This is a genomic window from Streptococcus oralis, from assembly GCF_003943395.1.
Lineage (GTDB): Bacteria > Bacillota > Bacilli > Lactobacillales > Streptococcaceae > Streptococcus > Streptococcus oralis_BF.
Genome location: NZ_RJPJ01000012.1, coordinates 1 through 18,488 on the forward strand (window position 1 = coordinate 1; position 18,488 = coordinate 18,488).

General features: G+C 41.7%; 14 protein-coding genes and 2 pseudogenes. 2 read left to right on the forward strand and 14 right to left on the reverse strand.

What is annotated here, in order from left to right:
• From D8802_RS08825 to D8802_RS08855, 7 genes and pseudogenes are all read right to left on the reverse strand, one after another.
• Positions 1–292: pseudogene (locus tag D8802_RS08825) on the reverse strand (tagatose-bisphosphate aldolase); the annotation flags it as partial.
• Between the two features lie 10 nt (positions 293–302).
• Entirely contained in the window at positions 303–1,469 is a 1,167-nt protein-coding gene (locus D8802_RS08830; protein ID WP_125395573.1) for an SIS domain-containing protein, read from the reverse strand.
• Positions 1,470–1,573: 104 nt separating this feature from the next.
• On the reverse strand, positions 1,574–1,978 hold the full coding sequence (locus D8802_RS08835) for a PTS sugar transporter subunit IIA (protein ID WP_000045700.1): 405 nt from the start codon (positions 1,976–1,978) through the stop codon (positions 1,574–1,576).
• 3 nt (positions 1,979–1,981) lie between these two features.
• Positions 1,982–2,803, reverse strand: a complete 822-nt coding sequence (locus D8802_RS08840) for a PTS system mannose/fructose/sorbose family transporter subunit IID (RefSeq protein ID WP_000185284.1) — start codon at positions 2,801–2,803, stop codon at positions 1,982–1,984.
• Positions 2,790–3,695 carry a PTS mannose/fructose/sorbose/N-acetylgalactosamine transporter subunit IIC gene (locus tag D8802_RS08845; protein ID WP_125395574.1) on the reverse strand — a complete coding sequence of 302 codons (906 nt, stop codon included), beginning with the start codon at positions 3,693–3,695 and terminating at the stop codon, positions 2,790–2,792. The genes D8802_RS08840 and D8802_RS08845 overlap by 14 nt, the downstream gene beginning before the upstream one ends.
• Positions 3,696–3,721: 26 nt before the next feature.
• Entirely contained in the window at positions 3,722–4,198 is a 477-nt protein-coding gene (locus tag D8802_RS08850; protein WP_000156968.1) for a PTS sugar transporter subunit IIB, read from the reverse strand.
• Positions 4,195–5,982, reverse strand: coding sequence for a glycoside hydrolase family 35 protein (locus D8802_RS08855; RefSeq protein ID WP_125395575.1), 1,788 nt, complete (start codon positions 5,980–5,982; stop codon positions 4,195–4,197). Before D8802_RS08855 ends, D8802_RS08850 begins: the two co-directional genes overlap by 4 nt.
• A 315-nt stretch (positions 5,983–6,297) precedes the next feature.
• Here D8802_RS08855 and D8802_RS08860 point away from each other — a divergent pair, with 315 nt between their 5' ends.
• Both D8802_RS08860 and strH read left to right on the forward strand, forming a co-directional pair.
• A complete protein-coding gene (locus D8802_RS08860; RefSeq protein ID WP_125395576.1) occupies positions 6,298–7,014 on the forward strand; it encodes a GntR family transcriptional regulator in 717 nt (238 codons plus the stop codon).
• A 299-nt stretch (positions 7,015–7,313) separates the two neighbouring features.
• Positions 7,314–11,345 (forward strand): LPXTG-anchored beta-N-acetylhexosaminidase StrH, encoded by a 4,032-nt coding sequence (gene strH / locus D8802_RS08865; protein ID WP_125395577.1) that lies wholly within the window; start codon positions 7,314–7,316, stop codon positions 11,343–11,345.
• Between the two features lie 57 nt (positions 11,346–11,402).
• On the opposite strand, the gene purB is transcribed toward strH, so the two are convergent.
• The 7 genes and pseudogenes from purB to purD form a co-directional block, all read right to left on the reverse strand.
• Complete coding sequence (gene purB / locus D8802_RS08870) at positions 11,403–12,701, reverse strand: adenylosuccinate lyase (RefSeq protein WP_125395578.1); 1,299 nt, start codon at positions 12,699–12,701, stop codon at positions 11,403–11,405.
• Positions 12,702–12,824: 123 nt separating this feature from the next.
• Positions 12,825–13,556, reverse strand: a complete 732-nt coding sequence (locus D8802_RS08875) for an SMODS-associated NUDIX domain-containing protein (RefSeq protein ID WP_125395579.1) — start codon at positions 13,554–13,556, stop codon at positions 12,825–12,827.
• Positions 13,557–13,580: 24 nt separating this feature from the next.
• Positions 13,581–15,383, reverse strand: a complete 1,803-nt coding sequence (locus D8802_RS08880) for an RNA-dependent RNA polymerase family protein (RefSeq protein ID WP_125395580.1) — start codon at positions 15,381–15,383, stop codon at positions 13,581–13,583.
• Positions 15,383–16,456: a 5-(carboxyamino)imidazole ribonucleotide synthase gene (gene purK, locus D8802_RS08885; RefSeq protein ID WP_125395581.1), complete on the reverse strand. Its 1,074-nt coding sequence runs from the start codon at positions 16,454–16,456 to the stop codon at positions 15,383–15,385. Before purK ends, D8802_RS08880 begins: the two co-directional genes overlap by 1 nt.
• On the reverse strand, positions 16,443–16,934 hold the full coding sequence (gene purE / locus D8802_RS08890; protein WP_125395582.1) for a 5-(carboxyamino)imidazole ribonucleotide mutase: 492 nt from the start codon (positions 16,932–16,934) through the stop codon (positions 16,443–16,445). Before purE ends, purK begins: the two co-directional genes overlap by 14 nt.
• 30 nt (positions 16,935–16,964) lie before the next feature.
• Positions 16,965–17,082 (reverse strand): annotated as a pseudogene (locus D8802_RS10375) (phosphoribosylaminoimidazole carboxylase).
• Between the two features lie 61 nt (positions 17,083–17,143).
• Complete coding sequence (purD, locus tag D8802_RS08900) at positions 17,144–18,409, reverse strand: phosphoribosylamine--glycine ligase (protein ID WP_125395583.1); 1,266 nt, start codon at positions 18,407–18,409, stop codon at positions 17,144–17,146.
• Positions 18,410–18,488: the final 79 nt, after the last annotated feature.

Sequence of the window (18,488 nt, forward strand, 5' to 3'; positions counted from 1 at the left end):
CAGTTTTCTCATAAGCAAGGAGAAGACCAGCATTTGGATCAAGGGCTTTAGTAGCTGGAAGACCATACTCAGGGTCAAGGAGCATAGAGGATGCGTATTTTGTCAATTCATCTGCTACCAAGACTTTGAGTTCTTCCATTTGAGCAACTGTTGGTTCTTCTGTTTGGTATTGAGCCATGAGGCGTTTCAAAGCACCACGTTGGTCAAAGGCAAGAGCTGAGATAATGCCATTCTCGTCAGAGAGTTTTTGCAAGCAGGCTACTTTATTGGGACTTAATTGTAATTTACTCATAGACATTTCCTTACTTTTGATATTCGTGGATGATAACACCTTGTACCACACGGTTTACTGTACCTGTAGGAGACGGTGTATCTGGTTTGTTTTCCACTTTAAGCGAAGTCAAAAGGGCAAAGAGTTGGGCATAAATGATGTAAGGGAAGACACGGTAAATATCATTCAAGACTCCACCACAGCCAAAGGCTACTTCTTTGACATTTTCAAGACCAAAGGCTTGATCACTCAAAAGCACAACACGACGAGCAATCTGGTCACCAGCAACTTCACGAACCAAGTCCAAATCGTACTTGCGAGTGTAGTCTGTCGTTGTACCAAATACCAAAACAACTGTATCTTCGTTGATCAATGATTTTGGACCGTGACGGAAGCCGACTGGGCTTTCATACATAGTCGCCACTTGACCAGCTGTTAATTCCAAAATCTTCAACTGAGCTTCATGAGCAAGTCCAAAGAAAGGACCAGCACCCAGGTAGATGACACGATTAAAGTCTAGGTCAACTAGCTCTTTAACATCTTCTGCATTGTCTAGAATCTTACGCGCAAGGCTAGTCACAACTTCAAAACGTTGAGCTTTCACAGCAAATTCTGTAGGATCAAAGACCAAGAGAGCTGTTAGCATCATGGACGTAAAGCTAGAAGTCATGGCAAATCCAGCGTCATTAGAAGCGGCTGGTTGCAAGAGCAAAAGATTGCGCTCATCGCCATGGGCTTGAAGAGCCAATTTCCCGTCCGCTGCACAAGTAATCGTCACTTGATAAAGCTCATCCACTAAGGCTTTAGCCAAGTCAACAGTTGCCACACTTTCAGGCGAATTTCCACTACGAGCAAAGGATACAAGGACAGTCGCCACATCTTTTTTCAAATAAGTTTCTGGATTGGCAACGATATCTGTTGTCGCAATGGCATTGAAATTCCATTTGCGTTCGTCATAGACTTCCTTAAAGTAAGGTACCAAGGTATCTCCCACATAAGCAGACGTACCAGCACCCGTCAAGATAACCTTGATATAGTCATGTTTATCAGCGATTCCTTTCAGAAAGGCTGCAATTTCTTCCCGTTTTGCTTGATAGGCTTCAAAAGCCTCTTTCCATACATCAGGCTGTTGGTAGATTTCACGAGTCGTGATTTCTGCACCCAGTTCAAGTAATTCTTCTTTTGTGTAATTTAGCATAGAGTTCCTCTAATCTATTGTTGTTTCATTCCTATTGAAAATATGGGAATGGGAGTGACTCCCATTCCCATGTATATTCTATATAAGATGCTCTAAGTCACATCTTATTCATCTTCGTCATCATCGAAGCCTGCTAATAAATCATTGACTTTTACGATGCTTTCTGCAGCACGGCTCTTGTAGTCCGCATCTGCACCTGTAAGGCTGGCATTGATAAATTCAATCACCATTGGAAGATTCATCCCTGCGTAGAGTTCGATGTCGCGACCTTCCATGATCAAACGGCTTACCACGTTACATGGTGTACCACCGAGAAGGTCCGCAAAGACTAGGAAATCATCCAATCCTTCGATAGCAGCTTCAAATTTTGCAGTAAATTCTTCTGGGCCATCTTCTGGAAGAAGAGCCACTGCATGAATGTTGTCCTGTGGACCCATGATCATTTCAGTGCTACCTTTAAGTTCTTCACAGAAACGACCATGACTCACCAAAATTAATGATTTGCTCATAAATTATGCGCCCATTCCAAGCAAGAATTTACCGATGAATGAAAGACCTACTGCAAGAACGATAATGATACCGATCGCTTTAGTAGAGTTCATACCTTTCTTACCAAGCAACCAGAAGATAAAGGCAGTAAAGATTGCTGGAAGCAAGCGTGGGAAGATTGAGTTCAAGATGTCTTGGAAGTCAATCATCTTTTCACCGATTGGCAATTTGTAAGAAATGTCAAAGTTGATCATTGTTGCTACAAGAGCACCCATCATGAAGACACCAAGTACAGATGCAGCGTCAATCAAAGCTGTCAAAGTACTTTGCATGTTGTTGATAAGGTTAACCCCTTCTTTATATGCAAATTCCAATTGTTTCCAACGGAAGATGTCATAAGCAACTGCAACTGCGATCCAAAGGAAGATACCCCATGGTTGGCCAGCGATAGCCATAGTTGCTGCGATAGATCCCATGATAGCAGGTACAAGTGAACCAAAGATTGTGTCTCCAAGAGGAGCGAATGGTCCCATCAAACCTGTCTTGATACCGTTAACGGCATCTTTTGAACCTACACCATCTTTTTCTTCCATGGCAAGGTCAAAACCAGCGATAATTGTGTGGAAGAATGGTGAAGTATTGAAGAATTGAGTATGAACTTTCATCATTTCTTTCAATTCAGGAGTTCCATCCCCATACATTTTACGCAATTGAGGCAAGATCATGTAAAGGTAACCAGAAGCTTGCATACGTTCGTAATTCCAACCTAATTGGAAAGTAAACAAGCTACGTTTGTTAATTTGATTAAAATCTTCTTTTGTAAGTTTGTAATTAGAATTCGTCATCTTCGATTTCCCCACTTTCTGATGGTGTAGAAGGTGCTGCTACAGCTACTTTTTGGCTGTTCTTAAAGTGAACAACTGCAAGGAAGATACCTACGATAGAGATACCGATCATAGACAAACCTTTGAAGTTGTTAGCAAAGCCAATCTTTTCAGCAACATCAGCAGGAAGAGTACCAAGGATACCCGCAACAGCGCCACCAAGACCTGTTACATATGAGTAAAGAACAGTCAACATAGCTGTCAAACCGAATCCCATTGCAAGGTAGTGAAGGTTACGTTTAACTGGAAGGTAACGAAGCAAGATTGCAAATCCAAGACCTGGAAGCATACGACCTGCAAGTGTCAAACCGTCTGCAACCCATTGGTATTCTTTAACAAGGTTTACAACACCTTGTACGAATTCTCCACCAAAAGCAAGAGCGAAGAATACTGGAAGGGCACGAGAAAGAGCCCATGGAATCGCACCAAGTAGGTAGTTGCGTTCGATACCTTTGTAGTCAAAGCGTTCGATCGCAGCATCAATACGGTGTGCAAAGAAAGTAGTTGTCATCCGTCCAAGAACGTCGAAGTATGTCAAAAGTGCTGCTACTGGTACAGCGATTGTTGTGATCGCAAGATCTGTATCAATACCTTGAGAGATAGAGAATGCTGTTGCAAGAACCGCACCAGAAGTTGCGTCGATACGAGAAGCACCACCGAAGGTACCAACCCCGAGAACGAACAACTGCAAGCTACCACCGATAAACAAACCAGTTGTCACATCTCCCATGATCAAACCAGTAATGAAACCAGCGAATACAGGGGAACCTGCAGATGAAACGATTGTCAACTCATCACAGATTTGATAAGCTGAGTACAAAGTGAGAAGTAAAATTTGCCACCATTGTATCATAACAATGACCTCCTAAAAATTTTTTCCTATTTTAATAAGCTCAAAAAGTCTGAAACTGGATCATTTGGAACCATTTGAGCAGTGAGTTTCACACCTTTTTCTGCTAGTTTGTGGAAATCTTCCACATCCTTGTCTACCACGTTGATAGAACGTGTGATAGAGCGAGTTTCTGGTGTTTGAGACATATTGCCGACGTTGAGTGTTTCAAGCGGTACACCTGCTTCGACCAAACCAAGGAAACGGTCTGGTTTACGTGCAACGATAAAGAGACGTTGGCTATCGTATTTACCAGCAAGGATATTTGCTGCTGCTTTCTCAACTGGCAAGATACTGAGTTTCACACCTGGTGGTGTTGCAAGTTTCAAACCACTCTTTTCAATATCGTTGTTAACAACTTCATCGTCTACAACCATAATGCGCGAAACATTTAGTTTCCCTGCCCAAAGATTGGCTACTTGACCGTGGATCAAACGTCCATCGATACGGCATCCTACAATTGTCATAAGTTTTCCCCCTTTATGTGTTTTAGTGTAGGTTTACGAGTTAAATGAATCTCTTCTTTATATTCACCTTCAGTTTCAAAGATGATGATGCGGTTGTCACCTTTCTTGAGATAGCTATGAGGGATATAAAGTGAGAGGGTCGGGCCGACATTCCAGAAACGCCCTAGGTGACGCCCGTTGACAAAGGCAACTCCCTTACCAAACTCAGACAAGTCTAAGTAGGTATCCTTCGGCTCTTCGACCGTAAAGTCGAAAGCGTAAAAGGTTGGTTGTCCTTCTGTCCATCCTTTTGAAAAATCAATCTTCTCAGGATTATCCAGTGGAAGTGGATATTGTTTCCAATTCAGTAAGAAATGTAGATCCTTGCAGACACCTGTACGAATTCCTTTACGCTGCGTATCTGCCAAGAACTTATGACCGTAGTTGACACGCCCCATATTTTCGATCAAGATGTCAATCTCTGAAAAGCCTTCTCGGTTGCCTTGACAGTAGATGTCTTCACCAATCTCTGTCTGGTATTGAGTAGCAATCCATTGACCATCTACATAGAGTTGAGCTCGGTCACGTCCATCGATGATACGGAGACGTTCCTCTTCTGCATCCCAACTTGCTTCGGTACGATAGAGAAGGTAGCCATAACTTTGACCAAGTTCTTCCATCGCTTTTGGATAGAGGCTTTCAGTTGGACTAGAGAGACTATCCAGGGTCTCAAACAAGGAAACTTTTTCGGCCAATGGAATGGACCCTATCTCCATGCTTTCCTTATAGAGTGGTTCCAACTGTGGATACTCTGGGAAGTGTGTTGCCATCATCTTCTTAACCGCTAGGTATTTAGCAGTTGGATTTCCTTCTTCATCGAGAAGGGCATCATAGTCGTAAGATGTGACTTGTGGCAAATCCAGAGTTCCTCGAGCCGAGCAACCATTCATGAAACCAAAGTTTGTTCCACCATGGAACATGTAAAGGTTGATAGAGCCTTGCTCCAACACCTCTCGAACAGCTTCTGCCAATTCTTTAGGATCCCGTGTGATGATGGGTTCTTTCCAACGGTTGAACCAACCATCCCAGAACTCCATACACATGAGGGGCCATTTCTTGCCATACTCATCAAAGAATTCCTGCATCTGTGAAAAGTTGTACGGAGCTTTAGAACCGAAGTTCCCTGTCACAAAGAGGTCGTCTTCGATCAAGGTTCCGGCTTTCAGAGTAGCCCTCCATGGACCATCTGAAGTAAAGAGTGGGCAATCAATCCCTCGGTCTTCCATCAATTTCCGAATGGCTCGTAGATAAGACTTATCTTCTCCATAAGAGCCATATTCATTTTCGACTTGCATCATAAGAATGTTTCCGCCGTTATCCAACAGGCGAGGAACAAGCCTTGGCAATAATTGGTCATAATAGCGGGCAACAGCCTCGATGTAGGCCGGGTCGGACGAGCGGATTCGCATGTCCTTGGTCAAGAGCCAAGCCGGCAAGCCACCAAATTCCCATTCCGCACAGATAAATGGAGACGGGCGTACAATGGCGTAGAGACCCAGATCTTGTGCAATTTGAAGAAATCTCTCCAAATTTCTGGCACCTTCAAAATCAAACTCCCCTTCAACAGGTTCGTGTAAATTCCAAGCCACATAAGTCTCGACTGTATTAAAGCCAAGCGCCTTTAAGTTATAGAGGGAATGATACCAATCCTCTGCTGGAATCCTAAAATAATGAATGGCGCCGGACAAAATCTTGAACGGTTTTTCGTCTAAATAGAAATCGTCCTCAATTTTAAATCTTGTCATGTTATTACCTCTGACGAATTAAGTTTGCGCTTTCATTTATTATAATATTAACTATAATCAAATCTTTTGCATTTGTCAATAGGTTTTAGAAAATTCTTTAAAATTTTTCTATTTTTTTACTTCTTTTTTACCAAAATTGTCTAAAAATAGCATGAAATGAGGGCTTTTGCATGACCTCTGTTTTAACGGCGCTTTTATATATGTGCAAAATAATATTTTTAATGTATTATGTTATTTTTTCATCTAAATGCTACTATTTTCTTTGTGTTTGTGGTAGAATCAAAGAAGGAGAAAGAAAAAAATTGAGGTGCAATTATGGCTATTCCAAAATACCAATATATTAAAGACGAACTCAAGAATAAAATCATCTCAGGTCAATTTGCGAGTGGAGACAAGTTTTATACTGAAGCAGAGTTGATCGCCATGTATGATGTCAGTTCTATCACAGTTGTTCGTGCCTTGAACGACCTTGCCAAAGATGGCTATATTGTCCGCCAACAAGGAAAAGGAACTTTTGTTTCACGCGCTCGTAAGCACAAACTCGTTGAGTTTTCAGACGTAGAAATTTTTGAAACAAAAGACGATAAGGTAACTGTCCTTTCTATCGAACGTGGAAATAAGCTTGAATATTTGGAAAAACTTGGTTTGCGTGGAGACCAGTTCTACTACAAGATCGAACGGACACGTCAAACTAACGACGTGACCTATATCTACCACACTTCTTATATTCCCGAACAATATATCAACGCCAACTATCCAAATCTTGACTATTATAGTTCTATCTATAAACGTTTCAAGCTGGATTACCGCATTCACATGACTGACGAGCATTTTGAGGAAATCAACGAAATCGCATTCCCAACACCAGAGCATGCTGCTTCTACGTTGGGAATTGATACACAATTTCCAACTGTCTTCCAAACAAAGACTACAAAACTTGAGGCCACTGGTCAAGTTTTGGCTTATAGCGAAACTTATAAGCGAGCTGACTACTACAAAATCAAATTCATCTCATGCAACCGAGGTCATTAAGAAAAAGCCTGAGCCTAGCTCAGGCTTTTTCTATGTTCATTATAGCATGCACCACTTGGTATGAACATATGACGAAGGGTAATTCTTTAATTAGTAGTGCTTTTACTAAAAACAAGTTAAATATTGGCTAGATTTTCCTTGTTTTTAGTTTTTTGACAATTTTTTCCTAAATCTTATGATTTCCTCCATTTATTATAGTTCTTTCATAAAGCCGCTTGACTTTTTATAGTTTAGATAATAAAATAAAAACAGTTTTGTGTAAACGTTATCATATAACATAATAACAAGGAGGTTTTATCATGAAACTAGAAAAGAAACAGCGCTTCTCCATCCGTAAATACGCGATTGGAGCAGCTTCTGTACTCATAGGATTTGCTTTTGGTACCCAAGTCGTGTCTGCTGACGGGATTACTCCAGCTCCAACAGCTGAAGAAACTGTTCAAACTATTCAGGAGAGTCCTCAAGCAGCCAAGGAAGCTGTAGACTCCAAGGTTCCAGAAAAATTGGAAGAAAAGGCTGACGAGCCTGTAAAAGAGGAGGTCAAAGAAGACCAGGAGGCTCCTCGAACAGTTGCTCCAAAAGCAGAAGAGTCAAGCGCACCAGTTGTGACAGAAAATGCTGCTCCAACTCCTACTACCGAGAAAGAAAGCCCTGCTCCAGCTGAAATTCCTGCCGAAAGCACTTCTTCAGACAAGAAAAATGAAACCGTCACACCTGCAGTAACCGCTCCGAGCACTGAACGAGCAAGTCAAGTAAATGAAAAACTGGCAAAACGAAAAATGATCTCAATCGACGCTGGACGCAAGTACTTCTCGCCAGACCAACTCAAAGAAATCATCGACAAAGCCAAACACTACGGTTATACTGACCTCCATCTCTTAGTCGGAAATGATGGCATGCGTTTCATGCTGGACGACATGACGATCACAGCCAACGGTAAAACCTATGCCAGTGAAGATGTCAAACGTGCACTCGAAAACGGAACTGATGCCTATTACAAGGATCCAAACGGCAACCATTTGACAGAGAGTCAGATGACGGACTTGATCAACTATGCTAAAAACAAAGGCATTGGTCTCATCCCAACCGTAAACAGCCCTGGTCACATGGATGCGATTTTGCATGCCATGAAAGAACTAGGCATCCAAAATCCAAACTTTACCTACTTTGATAAGGAATCTGCCCGTACTGTTGACCTTGATAACAAAGAGGCAGTTGCATTTACCAAAGCTCTGATTGACAAGTATGCTGCTTACTTCGCTGGCAAATCTGACATTTTCAATATCGGACTAGACGAATATGCAAATGATGCTACAGATGCCAAAGGCTGGAGCGTTCTTCAGGCTGATAAATACTATCCAAACGAAGGCTACCCTGTAGGAGGATATGAGAAATTTATCGCCTACGCCAATGACCTTGCTCGTATCGTTAAATCTCACGGACTCAAACCAATGGCCTTCAACGACGGTATCTACTACAATAGCGACACTAGCTTTGGTACTTTTGACAAAGACATCATCGTTTCTATGTGGACTGGTGGATGGGGCGGATACGATGTCGCTTCTTCTAAACTTTTAGTTGAAAAAGGCCACCAAATCCTTAATACCAACGATGCTTGGTACTACGTCCTCGGCCGTAATGCAGATGGTCAAGGCTGGTACAACCTCGATCAAGGACTCAATGGTATCAAGAACACTCCAATCACTTCTGTACCAAAATCTGAAGGAGCAGACGTTCCATTCATCGGTGGTATGGTAGCTGCTTGGGCAGATGAACCATCTGCACGTTATTCACCATCACGCCTCTTCAAACTCATGCGCAGCTTCGCAAATGCCAATGCTGAATACTTTGCTGCCGACTATGAGTCTGCTGAGCAAGCTCTGAAAGAAGTACCAACAGACCTTAACCGCTATACTGCAGAAAGTGTCGCAGCTGTCAAAGAAGCTGAAAAAGCCATTCGCTCACTCGATAGCAACCTCAGCCGTGCCCAACAAGACACCATTGACCAAGCAATCGCAAAACTCCAAGAAGCTGTTAGCAATTTGACCTTCACACCAGAAGCTCAAAAAGAAGAAGACGCGAAACGCGAAGTTGAAAAACTTGCCAAGAACAAGGTGATCTCAATTGACGCTGGACGTAAGTACTTCACGCTTGACCAACTCAAACGCATCGTAGACAAGGCGAGCGAACTCGGCTACTCTGATGTGCACCTTCTCCTAGGAAATGACGGACTTCGCTTCCTACTTGATGACATGACCATCACAGCTAACGGCAAAACTTATGCAAGTGACGATGTCAAAAAGGCCATCATCGAAGGAACAAAAGCTTACTACGATGATCCAAACGGAACCACTCTTAGTCAAGCTGAAATCACTGAATTGATCGAGTACGCAAAATCAAAAGGCCTCGGACTCATCCCAGCGATCAACAGCCCTGGTCACATGGATGCCATGCTTGTCGCTATGGAAAAATTGGGTATCCAAAATCCTCAAGCCAACTTCGACAAGGTATCCAAAACAACCATGGACCTTGAAAACGAAGAAGCGATGAACTTTGTCAAAGCCCTCATCGGCAAGTACATGGACTTCTTTGCAGGCAAGACTAAGATCTTTAACTACGGTACAGACGAATACGCCAATGATGCTACCAACGCTCAAGGCTGGTATTATCTGAAATACTACAATCTCTATGGCAAGTTTGCTGAGTACTCTAACACTCTTGCTGCTATGGCCAAAGAAAGAGGTCTTCAACCAATGGCCTTCAACGATGGTTTCTACTACGAGGACAAGGACGATGTTGAGTTTGACAAGGATGTCATCATCTCTTACTGGTCTAAGGGATGGTGGGGTTACAACCTTGCAACGCCTCAGTACCTAGCAAGCAAAGGCTATAAACTCCTCAACACCAACGGAGACTGGTACTACGTGCTAGGTAATCACAAACCAGACGAAGCCTACCCACTATCAAAGGCACTTGAAAACTCTGGTAAAGTGCCATTTAACCAGCTTGCTTCTACCAAGTATCCAGAGGTAGACCTTCCGACGACCGGAAGCATGCTTGCTATCTGGGCAGACAAACCAAGTGCTGAGTACAAGGAAGAAGAAATCTTTGAACTCATGACTGCCTTCGCAGATTACAACAAAGACTACTTCCGCGCTAACTACAATGCCCTCCGTGAGGAACTTGCTCAAATCCCTGCAAACTTGGATGGATACAGTAAGGAAAGCTTGGATGCCCTAAATGCAGCTAAAGAAGCTCTCAACTACAACCTCAACCGTAACAAACAAGCCGAGTTAGACGCTCTCGTAGCCAAACTCAAGGCAGCCCGCCTAGGCCTCAAACCAGCAGCAACCCACTCAGGAAGCCTCGATGAAAACGAACTAGCTGCCAATGTTGAAACCAAACCGGAACTCATCACAAGAGCAGAAAAGATTCCATTTGAAGTTATCAAGAAGGAAAATCCAAATCTCCCAGCTGGTCAGGAAAAGATCATCACACCAGGTGTAGAGGGCGAACGCACTCATTACATCTCTGTCCTTACTGAAAATAGGCAACAAACAGAAACTGTTCTAGATAGCCAAGTAACCAAAGAACCTGTGATCCAAGTGGTTGAAATCGGTGCCCCTATTACCCACAAAGGGGATGAAAGTGGCCTTGCTCCAGCTACCGAAGCGAAACCAAGACTGGATATCCAAGAAGAAGAGATTCCGTTCACTACCGTAACACATGAAAATCCACTCTTACTCAAAGGGAAGACTCAAGTCGTTACTAAAGGCGCTAACGGTCGTCGCAGTCATTACTACTCTGTGAGCACTAGTGCTGACGGTAAGGAAGTGAAAACTCTTGTAGATAGCCTTGTGACCCAAGAAGCAGTGACACAAGTCATTGAAGTCGGAACCCTTGTTACCCATGTAGGGGATGAACACGGTCTTGCCCCAGCCACAGAAGAAAAACCTAGACTGGACATCCAAGAAGAAGAGATTCCGTTCACTACCGTGACACGTGAAAATCCGCAATTGCCAAAAGGACAAAGTCAAGTCGTCGTTTCCGGAGTAAATGGTCGCCGTACCGTCTTCTACTCTGTGAGCACTAGTGCTGATGGAAAGGAAGAAAGAACTCTTGTCAATAGCGTGGTAACACAGGAAGCGGTCGCTCAAGTCGTTGAAGTCGGCACTGCCGTTGAGAAAGCTGAGCAAACTGCACCAACTACTGTCAAAGCAGATGAAAAACAACTCCCTGCAACAGGAAGTCAAGACTCTGCAGGTTTGGTCGCAGCAGGCCTCATGGCGACTCTAGCAGCCTACGGACTGACTAAGAGAAAAGAAGACTAAACCTCTTCGATAAGAATAGAAAAAAGCGAGATTGAATCTCGCTTTTTTGTTTTATAATTAGTCACCCAAACCGATGCGTTCAAAGATATCATCTACTCGTTTGGTGTAGTATGCAGGGTTGAAGATTTCATCGATCTCCTCTTGAGTCAGGCGTGAAGTCACTTCTGGATCGGCTTCCAGAAGCGGTTTGAAGTCTACTTGGTTATCCCAAGAGTAGGCTGTTTTTGGTTGCACCAAGTCATAGGCTTGCTCACGGGTCATGCCTTTTTCAATCAAGGTCAACATAGCACGTTGGCTAAAGATCAGACCAAAAGTTGAGTTCATGTTGCGAATCATGTTATCTGGGAAAACCGTCAAGTTCTTGACGATATTTCCAAATCGGTTGAGCATATAGTCAATCAAAATGGTTGTATCTGGTGTGATGATACGCTCAGCTGATGAGTGAGAGATATCACGTTCGTGCCAAAGGGCTACATTCTCATAAGCTGTTACCATGTGACCACGGATAACACGCGCAAGACCTGTCATGTTCTCAGAACCGATAGGGTTGCGTTTGTGAGGCATTGCTGAAGACCCTTTTTGACCTTTAGCAAAGAACTCTTCCACTTCGCGTTGTTCTGATTTTTGAAGACCACGAATCTCCGTTGCCATGCGTTCAATAGAAGTCGCGATGCTGGCAAGAACTGCAAAGTACTCAGCGTGAAGATCACGAGGAAGGACTTGTGTAGAGATTTCCTGAGCACGGATACCCAATTTGTCGCAGACGTATTTCTCTACAAATGGTGGGATGTTGGCAAAGTTTCCAACCGCACCAGAAATCTTACCAGCTTCCACACCAGCAGCTGCATGCTCGAAACGCTCGATATTGCGCTTCATTTCGCTGTACCAAGTCGCCAATTTCAGACCAAAAGTTGTAGGCTCAGCGTGCACACCATGAGTACGACCCATCATGATGGTGAACTTGTGCTCCTTAGCCTTATCAGCGATGATGTTGGTGAAGTTTTCAAGGTCACGACGAATGATGTCGTTGGCCTGCTTATAAAGGTAACCGTAGGCAGTATCCACCACGTCAGTAGATGTCAAACCATAGTGAACCCACTTGCGCTCTTCGCCAAGAGTCTCAGAAACCGCACGTGTGAAAGCCACCACATCGTGACGCGTCTCCTGCTCGATTTCCAAAATACGGTCGATGTCAAAGTCCGCTTTCTCGCGAATCAAAGCCACATCTTCCTTAGGGATTTCCCCCAACTCAGCCCATGCCTCGTCAGCCAAGATTTCCACCTCAAGCCAAGCACGGTATTTATTTTCTTCACTCCAAATGTTCGCCATCTCAGGGCGAGAGTAACGGTTGATCATGATGTTAATTTTTCCTTTCTTTACTGATTATTCCATACATAATACATAGTTTATATACAGTAAATAACTTGTTTTTAAAATGATATTGAATGTTTAGTAGTCGCCTATAGCTTTAAGTTTTATTTATAAAATATTTTTTGTCTGCTCTCCAATTTTATAATCAACACCATCAATAGTAACCGATTTTTGTAGAATGTTATCTTGTCCTACTAAAATTAAATAATTGTCAGATGACGACTCAATATATTGTTTCAACTTTTCTTCTACATCATTTAATTTTAATCTTACTTCAAAGATATCATGTAACAATATTTCATATGAACCAAATTGTTCTGTATAATGTAAACCACTATCATAAGTTTTAATAAATTCAAATTCAATATCCTTTAGATTTTGAATTTCTAATATATTTTTATCTATAATCTCTTCAAAAAACTCTCTTATTACATTAAATTCTCTGTTCTTTCTTGTATGGAACCACTTAACAAATTTTATCGTATTCTTTGACTGCACATACACTCGTAAATCATCTGAAACTATAAAATTCGTTTTTTTCTCATAAGTTACTCCCAATTCATTAGCGATGTTATCAAAGGAAGCAAATTTTTTATAAACTCCTCCAATTGGTTGATATTGATTTGCTATTTTTGAATTTTTAACTAGTAAATACTTCCCATCAATCTTTATCCTAAATAGATAAGCTAAACTAAATCTTACCTGTTTTTCTCGAGCTTTTCCGATATTTGTACTTATCCATAATCTAAAATATTTTCTATTTGTCAAAATAAGCGTTAAAGATCCACCTACAACAAAAGAAATAACAGCTGAAATGACCTTCTCTATTAACCACATCATATTTTCCTTCCCATAGTCACTTTCTTATAGTAACTCACAAAATATCCCCATTTCACTAAAATCAATTTCTTTATCCTTATTTTTATAAAAATAAGGATAAATTTCTCTTTGTAAACTCACAAACCCTTTTGGCTTTCGTCCACTCTTTTTCTCTGTCCGTCTTATATAAATAAACAGCTCCAACAGCACAATCCACCATCTAGACATAGCAATTCCTTGCAAAGGTAATGATTCATCATATGAATTAATTTTTAAAGAATCAAATTTTAAACAATATTCATCTTTTAATCGATTAAAAATTTTCTTATTATTAGAAAAATCATTCTTTACAAAAAAGCTTAAGATAATAGGTTCTGTAGAGAAATTTTCTTTCTCTGCCTGAGACAAATAGTAGGCAAGCTCTTGTTTTCGAATTTCTGATTCTGAATATTTTGTAATAATATAATAGAACCAAATTTCAAATTCCGATTCTGAATAATAATCTAATATATAATCCCTGTCTACAAGCAACTGTTTTATTAATTTAGGAACTGCATTCTTAGCTAACTTGCTACAAATTTGATCAACTAATTTATAAACATGCGAAACCAATCTAGGATGAATATAGGATACTTTAAGTATGAAAGGTATAAAATATGAAACTATCTGTTCATCTATCCTCACTCTATCATCTTTTATTGTATTTGTTAATTTAGTTAATACAGTTTTTATCTGACTAAGATAATTCTGGGAAACCAGACTCTCTATATATTTTCTAAGTTGCTTATAGTTAACCTTATCTAGAGTTAATATTTCCCCTCTAAAATCAATGTTTAAATAAGGGAATAAGCTATGCACTTCATCTATATTTGCTTTATTATTTTTAGAAAAACCTCTCCCTGTTTCAGTTTTTTCAAATTTTCGCGTCAACGAAAATGGTCTAATCAATCTATCAAAAATCTCAATATTCTTTTCCAACTCTGATTGTGAGTATGAATAAAAAGAATAATCGTCCACATATCTATAATACATAGTAATGTCTTTATTCTTAAATTTTGCATCAAGAGCGAGACTTAGAAATTCTGCTGTAATGAAAGAACTTATTGGGCCAGTTATAATCCCATTTGTCTGATTTTCATTTACTGATCTATTATAGCCACCTAAAAATTTAAAAAACACATCTATACTGTCAGCAAAATCATTAAATGGTTCGTATGAACTAAGAGTAAACAAGAGATTTGTATCAATTGATGAGTAATAGTTCTCTAAATCAGCAGATAAATAATATGGACCACTACCCTCAACTAAGAAAGATTTCTCTTCATTTTTTTCAAAACTTTTATTTAGTTTTCTGTCTAATTCATTAGTATAATTTTTATATTTTTCAAAGATTTGTATATCTTGATTTTCATAATCAATTATAAAAAATTGGCCCAAACCTAATATGGGAGAATTAGATTTTTGTATAATATCTTCTATTTCTTCTGAATTATACAACTGCATTATCCAATCATTATGTGCACTTACTGCATTATAAACAAACGAAAAAAAGTATATAGGATTCACTATTCCCATCATTCTCTTGGAGCCATTATTTTTAAATGCAAAGTATTTTATCGCCTCTGAACCATTTCTCTCAACGTACTCAGATCTAGAAATTTGCTTTATATTTAACTCCACATAATCACTTTTTCCAATTGTTTGATAAACTGGAATCTTATCAAGTTTAACTTTTTCAAATAACCTATCTGGGATTTTAAAATATTCATCTAAAAACGGAGGTAAGTTACTCGATACCATCTGATTCATGAGTATATCTATATTATACCTATCTTGTACACTAATCATCAAAACTCCTCAACCTCATCCGGCACATCACTAAACAACGTCACATGTCCCATTTTGCGGTTGTGCTTCGCTTCTATTTTACCATATAGGTGGAGGTGGGCGCTTGGATTTTCTGTGACATATTTTTCAGCGGCTTCGACATGCTGGCCGAGGACATTGAGCATAACGGCTGGCGCATGTAATTTAATTGCTGGCAATGGTGCTCCTAGAACGCCCAGAATATGGGTATCAAACTGAGAGAAGTCGCAGGCTTCAATTGAATAATGCCCAGAGTTGTGTGGCCGTGGAGCAATTTCATTGACAATGATGTCGTCAGCTGTCGCAAACATTTCCACACAGAGCGTTCCAGACAAGTTGAGTTGTTCTGCGATTCGAACCGCCATAGCTTTGGCCTTGGCTGCTAGACTGTCAGAAATGCGAGCTGGCACAATGGTCTTAGATAGGATGTTGTTGCGGTGGATATTTTCCTGAACTGGGAAAACCGTCACTTCCTTGCCATTTCCTGACACGATGACAGAAATTTCAAGGTCAAAGTTGACAAATTCTTCCAAAACACAGGCTGCTGAGTCGGCTAGTGCACAGGCTTCTTCCAAGTCTTCTTCTGAGCGAATGACCTTTTGCCCATGTCCATCGTAGCCACCTGTCGCAGTCTTAAGGACATAATTTTTCGACAAGTCAATCTCCGCCAAATCTTGACTTGAGGTCACAACCTTGTAGGGTGCCACAGTGACTTGTGCCTTGTTTGAGAGGAAGTCCTTTTCAAAAATGCGATTTTGAGAGATGCGGAGCAGGTCAGTTCCTTGAGGGAGTTGTCCATCCTTGATGACAGCATCCAGACCGTCAGCATCGACATTTTCAAACTCATAGGTAAGGACATCGCAACGCTCAGCCAACTGACGAAGGGCGTTCACATCGTTATAGGGAGCCACGATGATTTCCGCTACACGAGAGGCAGGACAATCCGCCGCAGGATCCAGCGCGATAACCTTGTGCCCCATGTAGATAGCAGAAATGGCCATCATCTGACCCAGCTGACCACCTCCGATAATTCCGATTGTTTTAGATGAGCTCATTGGTAGACTCCTCTGCAATTTTCCCTTGTTCTTCAGCAAAATCTGCCAAAGCTGTCGCGATACTCTGATCCTCTACTGACAGGAGACGGAGGGCAAAGAGAGCAGCATTGGTCGCACCTGCCTCACCGATAGCCATTGTCGCAACAGGCACACCGCCCGGCATCTGTACAATCGAGTAAAGCGAGTCCACGCCACTAAGGGCACGTGATTTGACGGGCACACCAATGACAGGAAGGGTTGTTTTGGCAGCTACCATACCTGGCAAATGGGCTGCGCCACCTGCACCTGCGATAATGACCTTGGTGCCACGGCTACGTGCTTCTTCCGCATGCTTGAACATGAGATCAGGTGTACGGTGGGCAGAGACAACCTTCTTTTCGTAGGCTACACCGAAACGGTCGAGAACTTCGGCAGTTTTTTGCATGGTTGCCCAGTCAGATTTTGAGCCCATGATAATGGAAATTACTGGTTTAGTCATAATTTTTCCTTTTTTCCTTTCTTTTTTCAATCACCTTAGGTTGTGAGGGACGGCAGCAGCCACCAAAGGTGTCTCATGCCTAAAGTCGGAAGCCCAAGGTCTTCCGATTTCCCTGAACGATTGGCTTATAATCCAATCGTTCTTTCACAACAGCGGTGATTGCTCTATACCAGCTCGCTAATGCTCGCCATTGACAAATTTAGTATCTGTTAATCTTTTATAGCCTTACTTCCAATATCGGTTCGGTAAAAGAGGCCTTCTGTGTTTTGTTTGTCAAGTTCCTTGTAGATAGTGTTTTGACCGTCTTTGACGGTATCTGCTGTGGTGACGAGCATATAGACACGTCCACCGTTTGATAGCAGTGCTCTGCTATTTTCCGAAAACTTAGCCCCTGCATAGTAGGTTATGATATCTCCCTCAGTTTTTTCTGGCAATTCAACACCTCTTTCATAGTCTAGCGGGTAGCCGTTTGATGCGACAACCACACCCAGAGTCACACCCTTATCCGTCCAAGTGATGTTTGGCTCCTTGCCATCGAGGATATCCGTGATATTTTGTGCAAAATCGGAGGTCAGACGAGGCAAGATAATCTGAGTTTCTGGATCTCCGAACCGAGCGTTAAACTCGATGACTTTCGGTCCGTCTGCTGTCAAGATAAGCCCCGAATAAAGAACACCAAGATAAGGGTGACCTTCCTGAATCATGCCCTCAAGGACTGTCTTGACAATAGTGTCAACCGCTGTGTCAATCACACTCTGTGGTAAGTGTGGAACTGGCGCATAGGCCCCCATCCCACCAGTGTTAGGACCCTTGTCGCCATCATAGGCACGTTTGTGGTCCTGAGCCGTTGGCATGATGTAGAACTTGTCACCATTGACAAAGGCAAAAAGTGAAAATTCCTCTCCTGAAAGAAACTCCTCGATAACCACACGCGCACCTGAGTCACCAAATTTATTGTCCAAAAGCATCTCATGAGCAGCTTCGACCGCTTGTTCGACTGTCTCAGCAACGACAACACCTTTCCCAAGCGCCAACCCATCCGCCTTGACTACGATTGGAGCGCCTTTCTCCTCAATATAAGCCTTAGCTTCCTCGAAATCTGAAAATGTGCCATAGGCTGCTGTCGGAACGTCGTATTTGACCATGATTTCCTTTGCAAAATCCTTAGACCACTCCAGCTCCGCTGCAGCCCTAGTCGGACCAAAAGCCTTGAGACCAGCTTGGTTAAAATCATCTACAATCCCAGCAGCCAAAGCATCATCCGGACCGATGAAGGTCCAGGCAATATCGTTATCCTGTGCAAACTCAATCAACTTAAAATGTTCGGAAATAGCGATATTTGCCAATTCCAGACCATCCAGAGTCATTCCGTCATTTCCAGGAGCTACAAAGACTTTTTCAACTTCTTTTGACTCAAGCAACTTCTTAGCAATGGCATGTTCACGACCACCCGAGCCGACAACTAACAGCTTCATCTTTCAACCTCTTTTGCGAATTATTTACTAATATTATACCATAAACGTTCGTTTTAATCTAATTATATTTGCGAGTAAA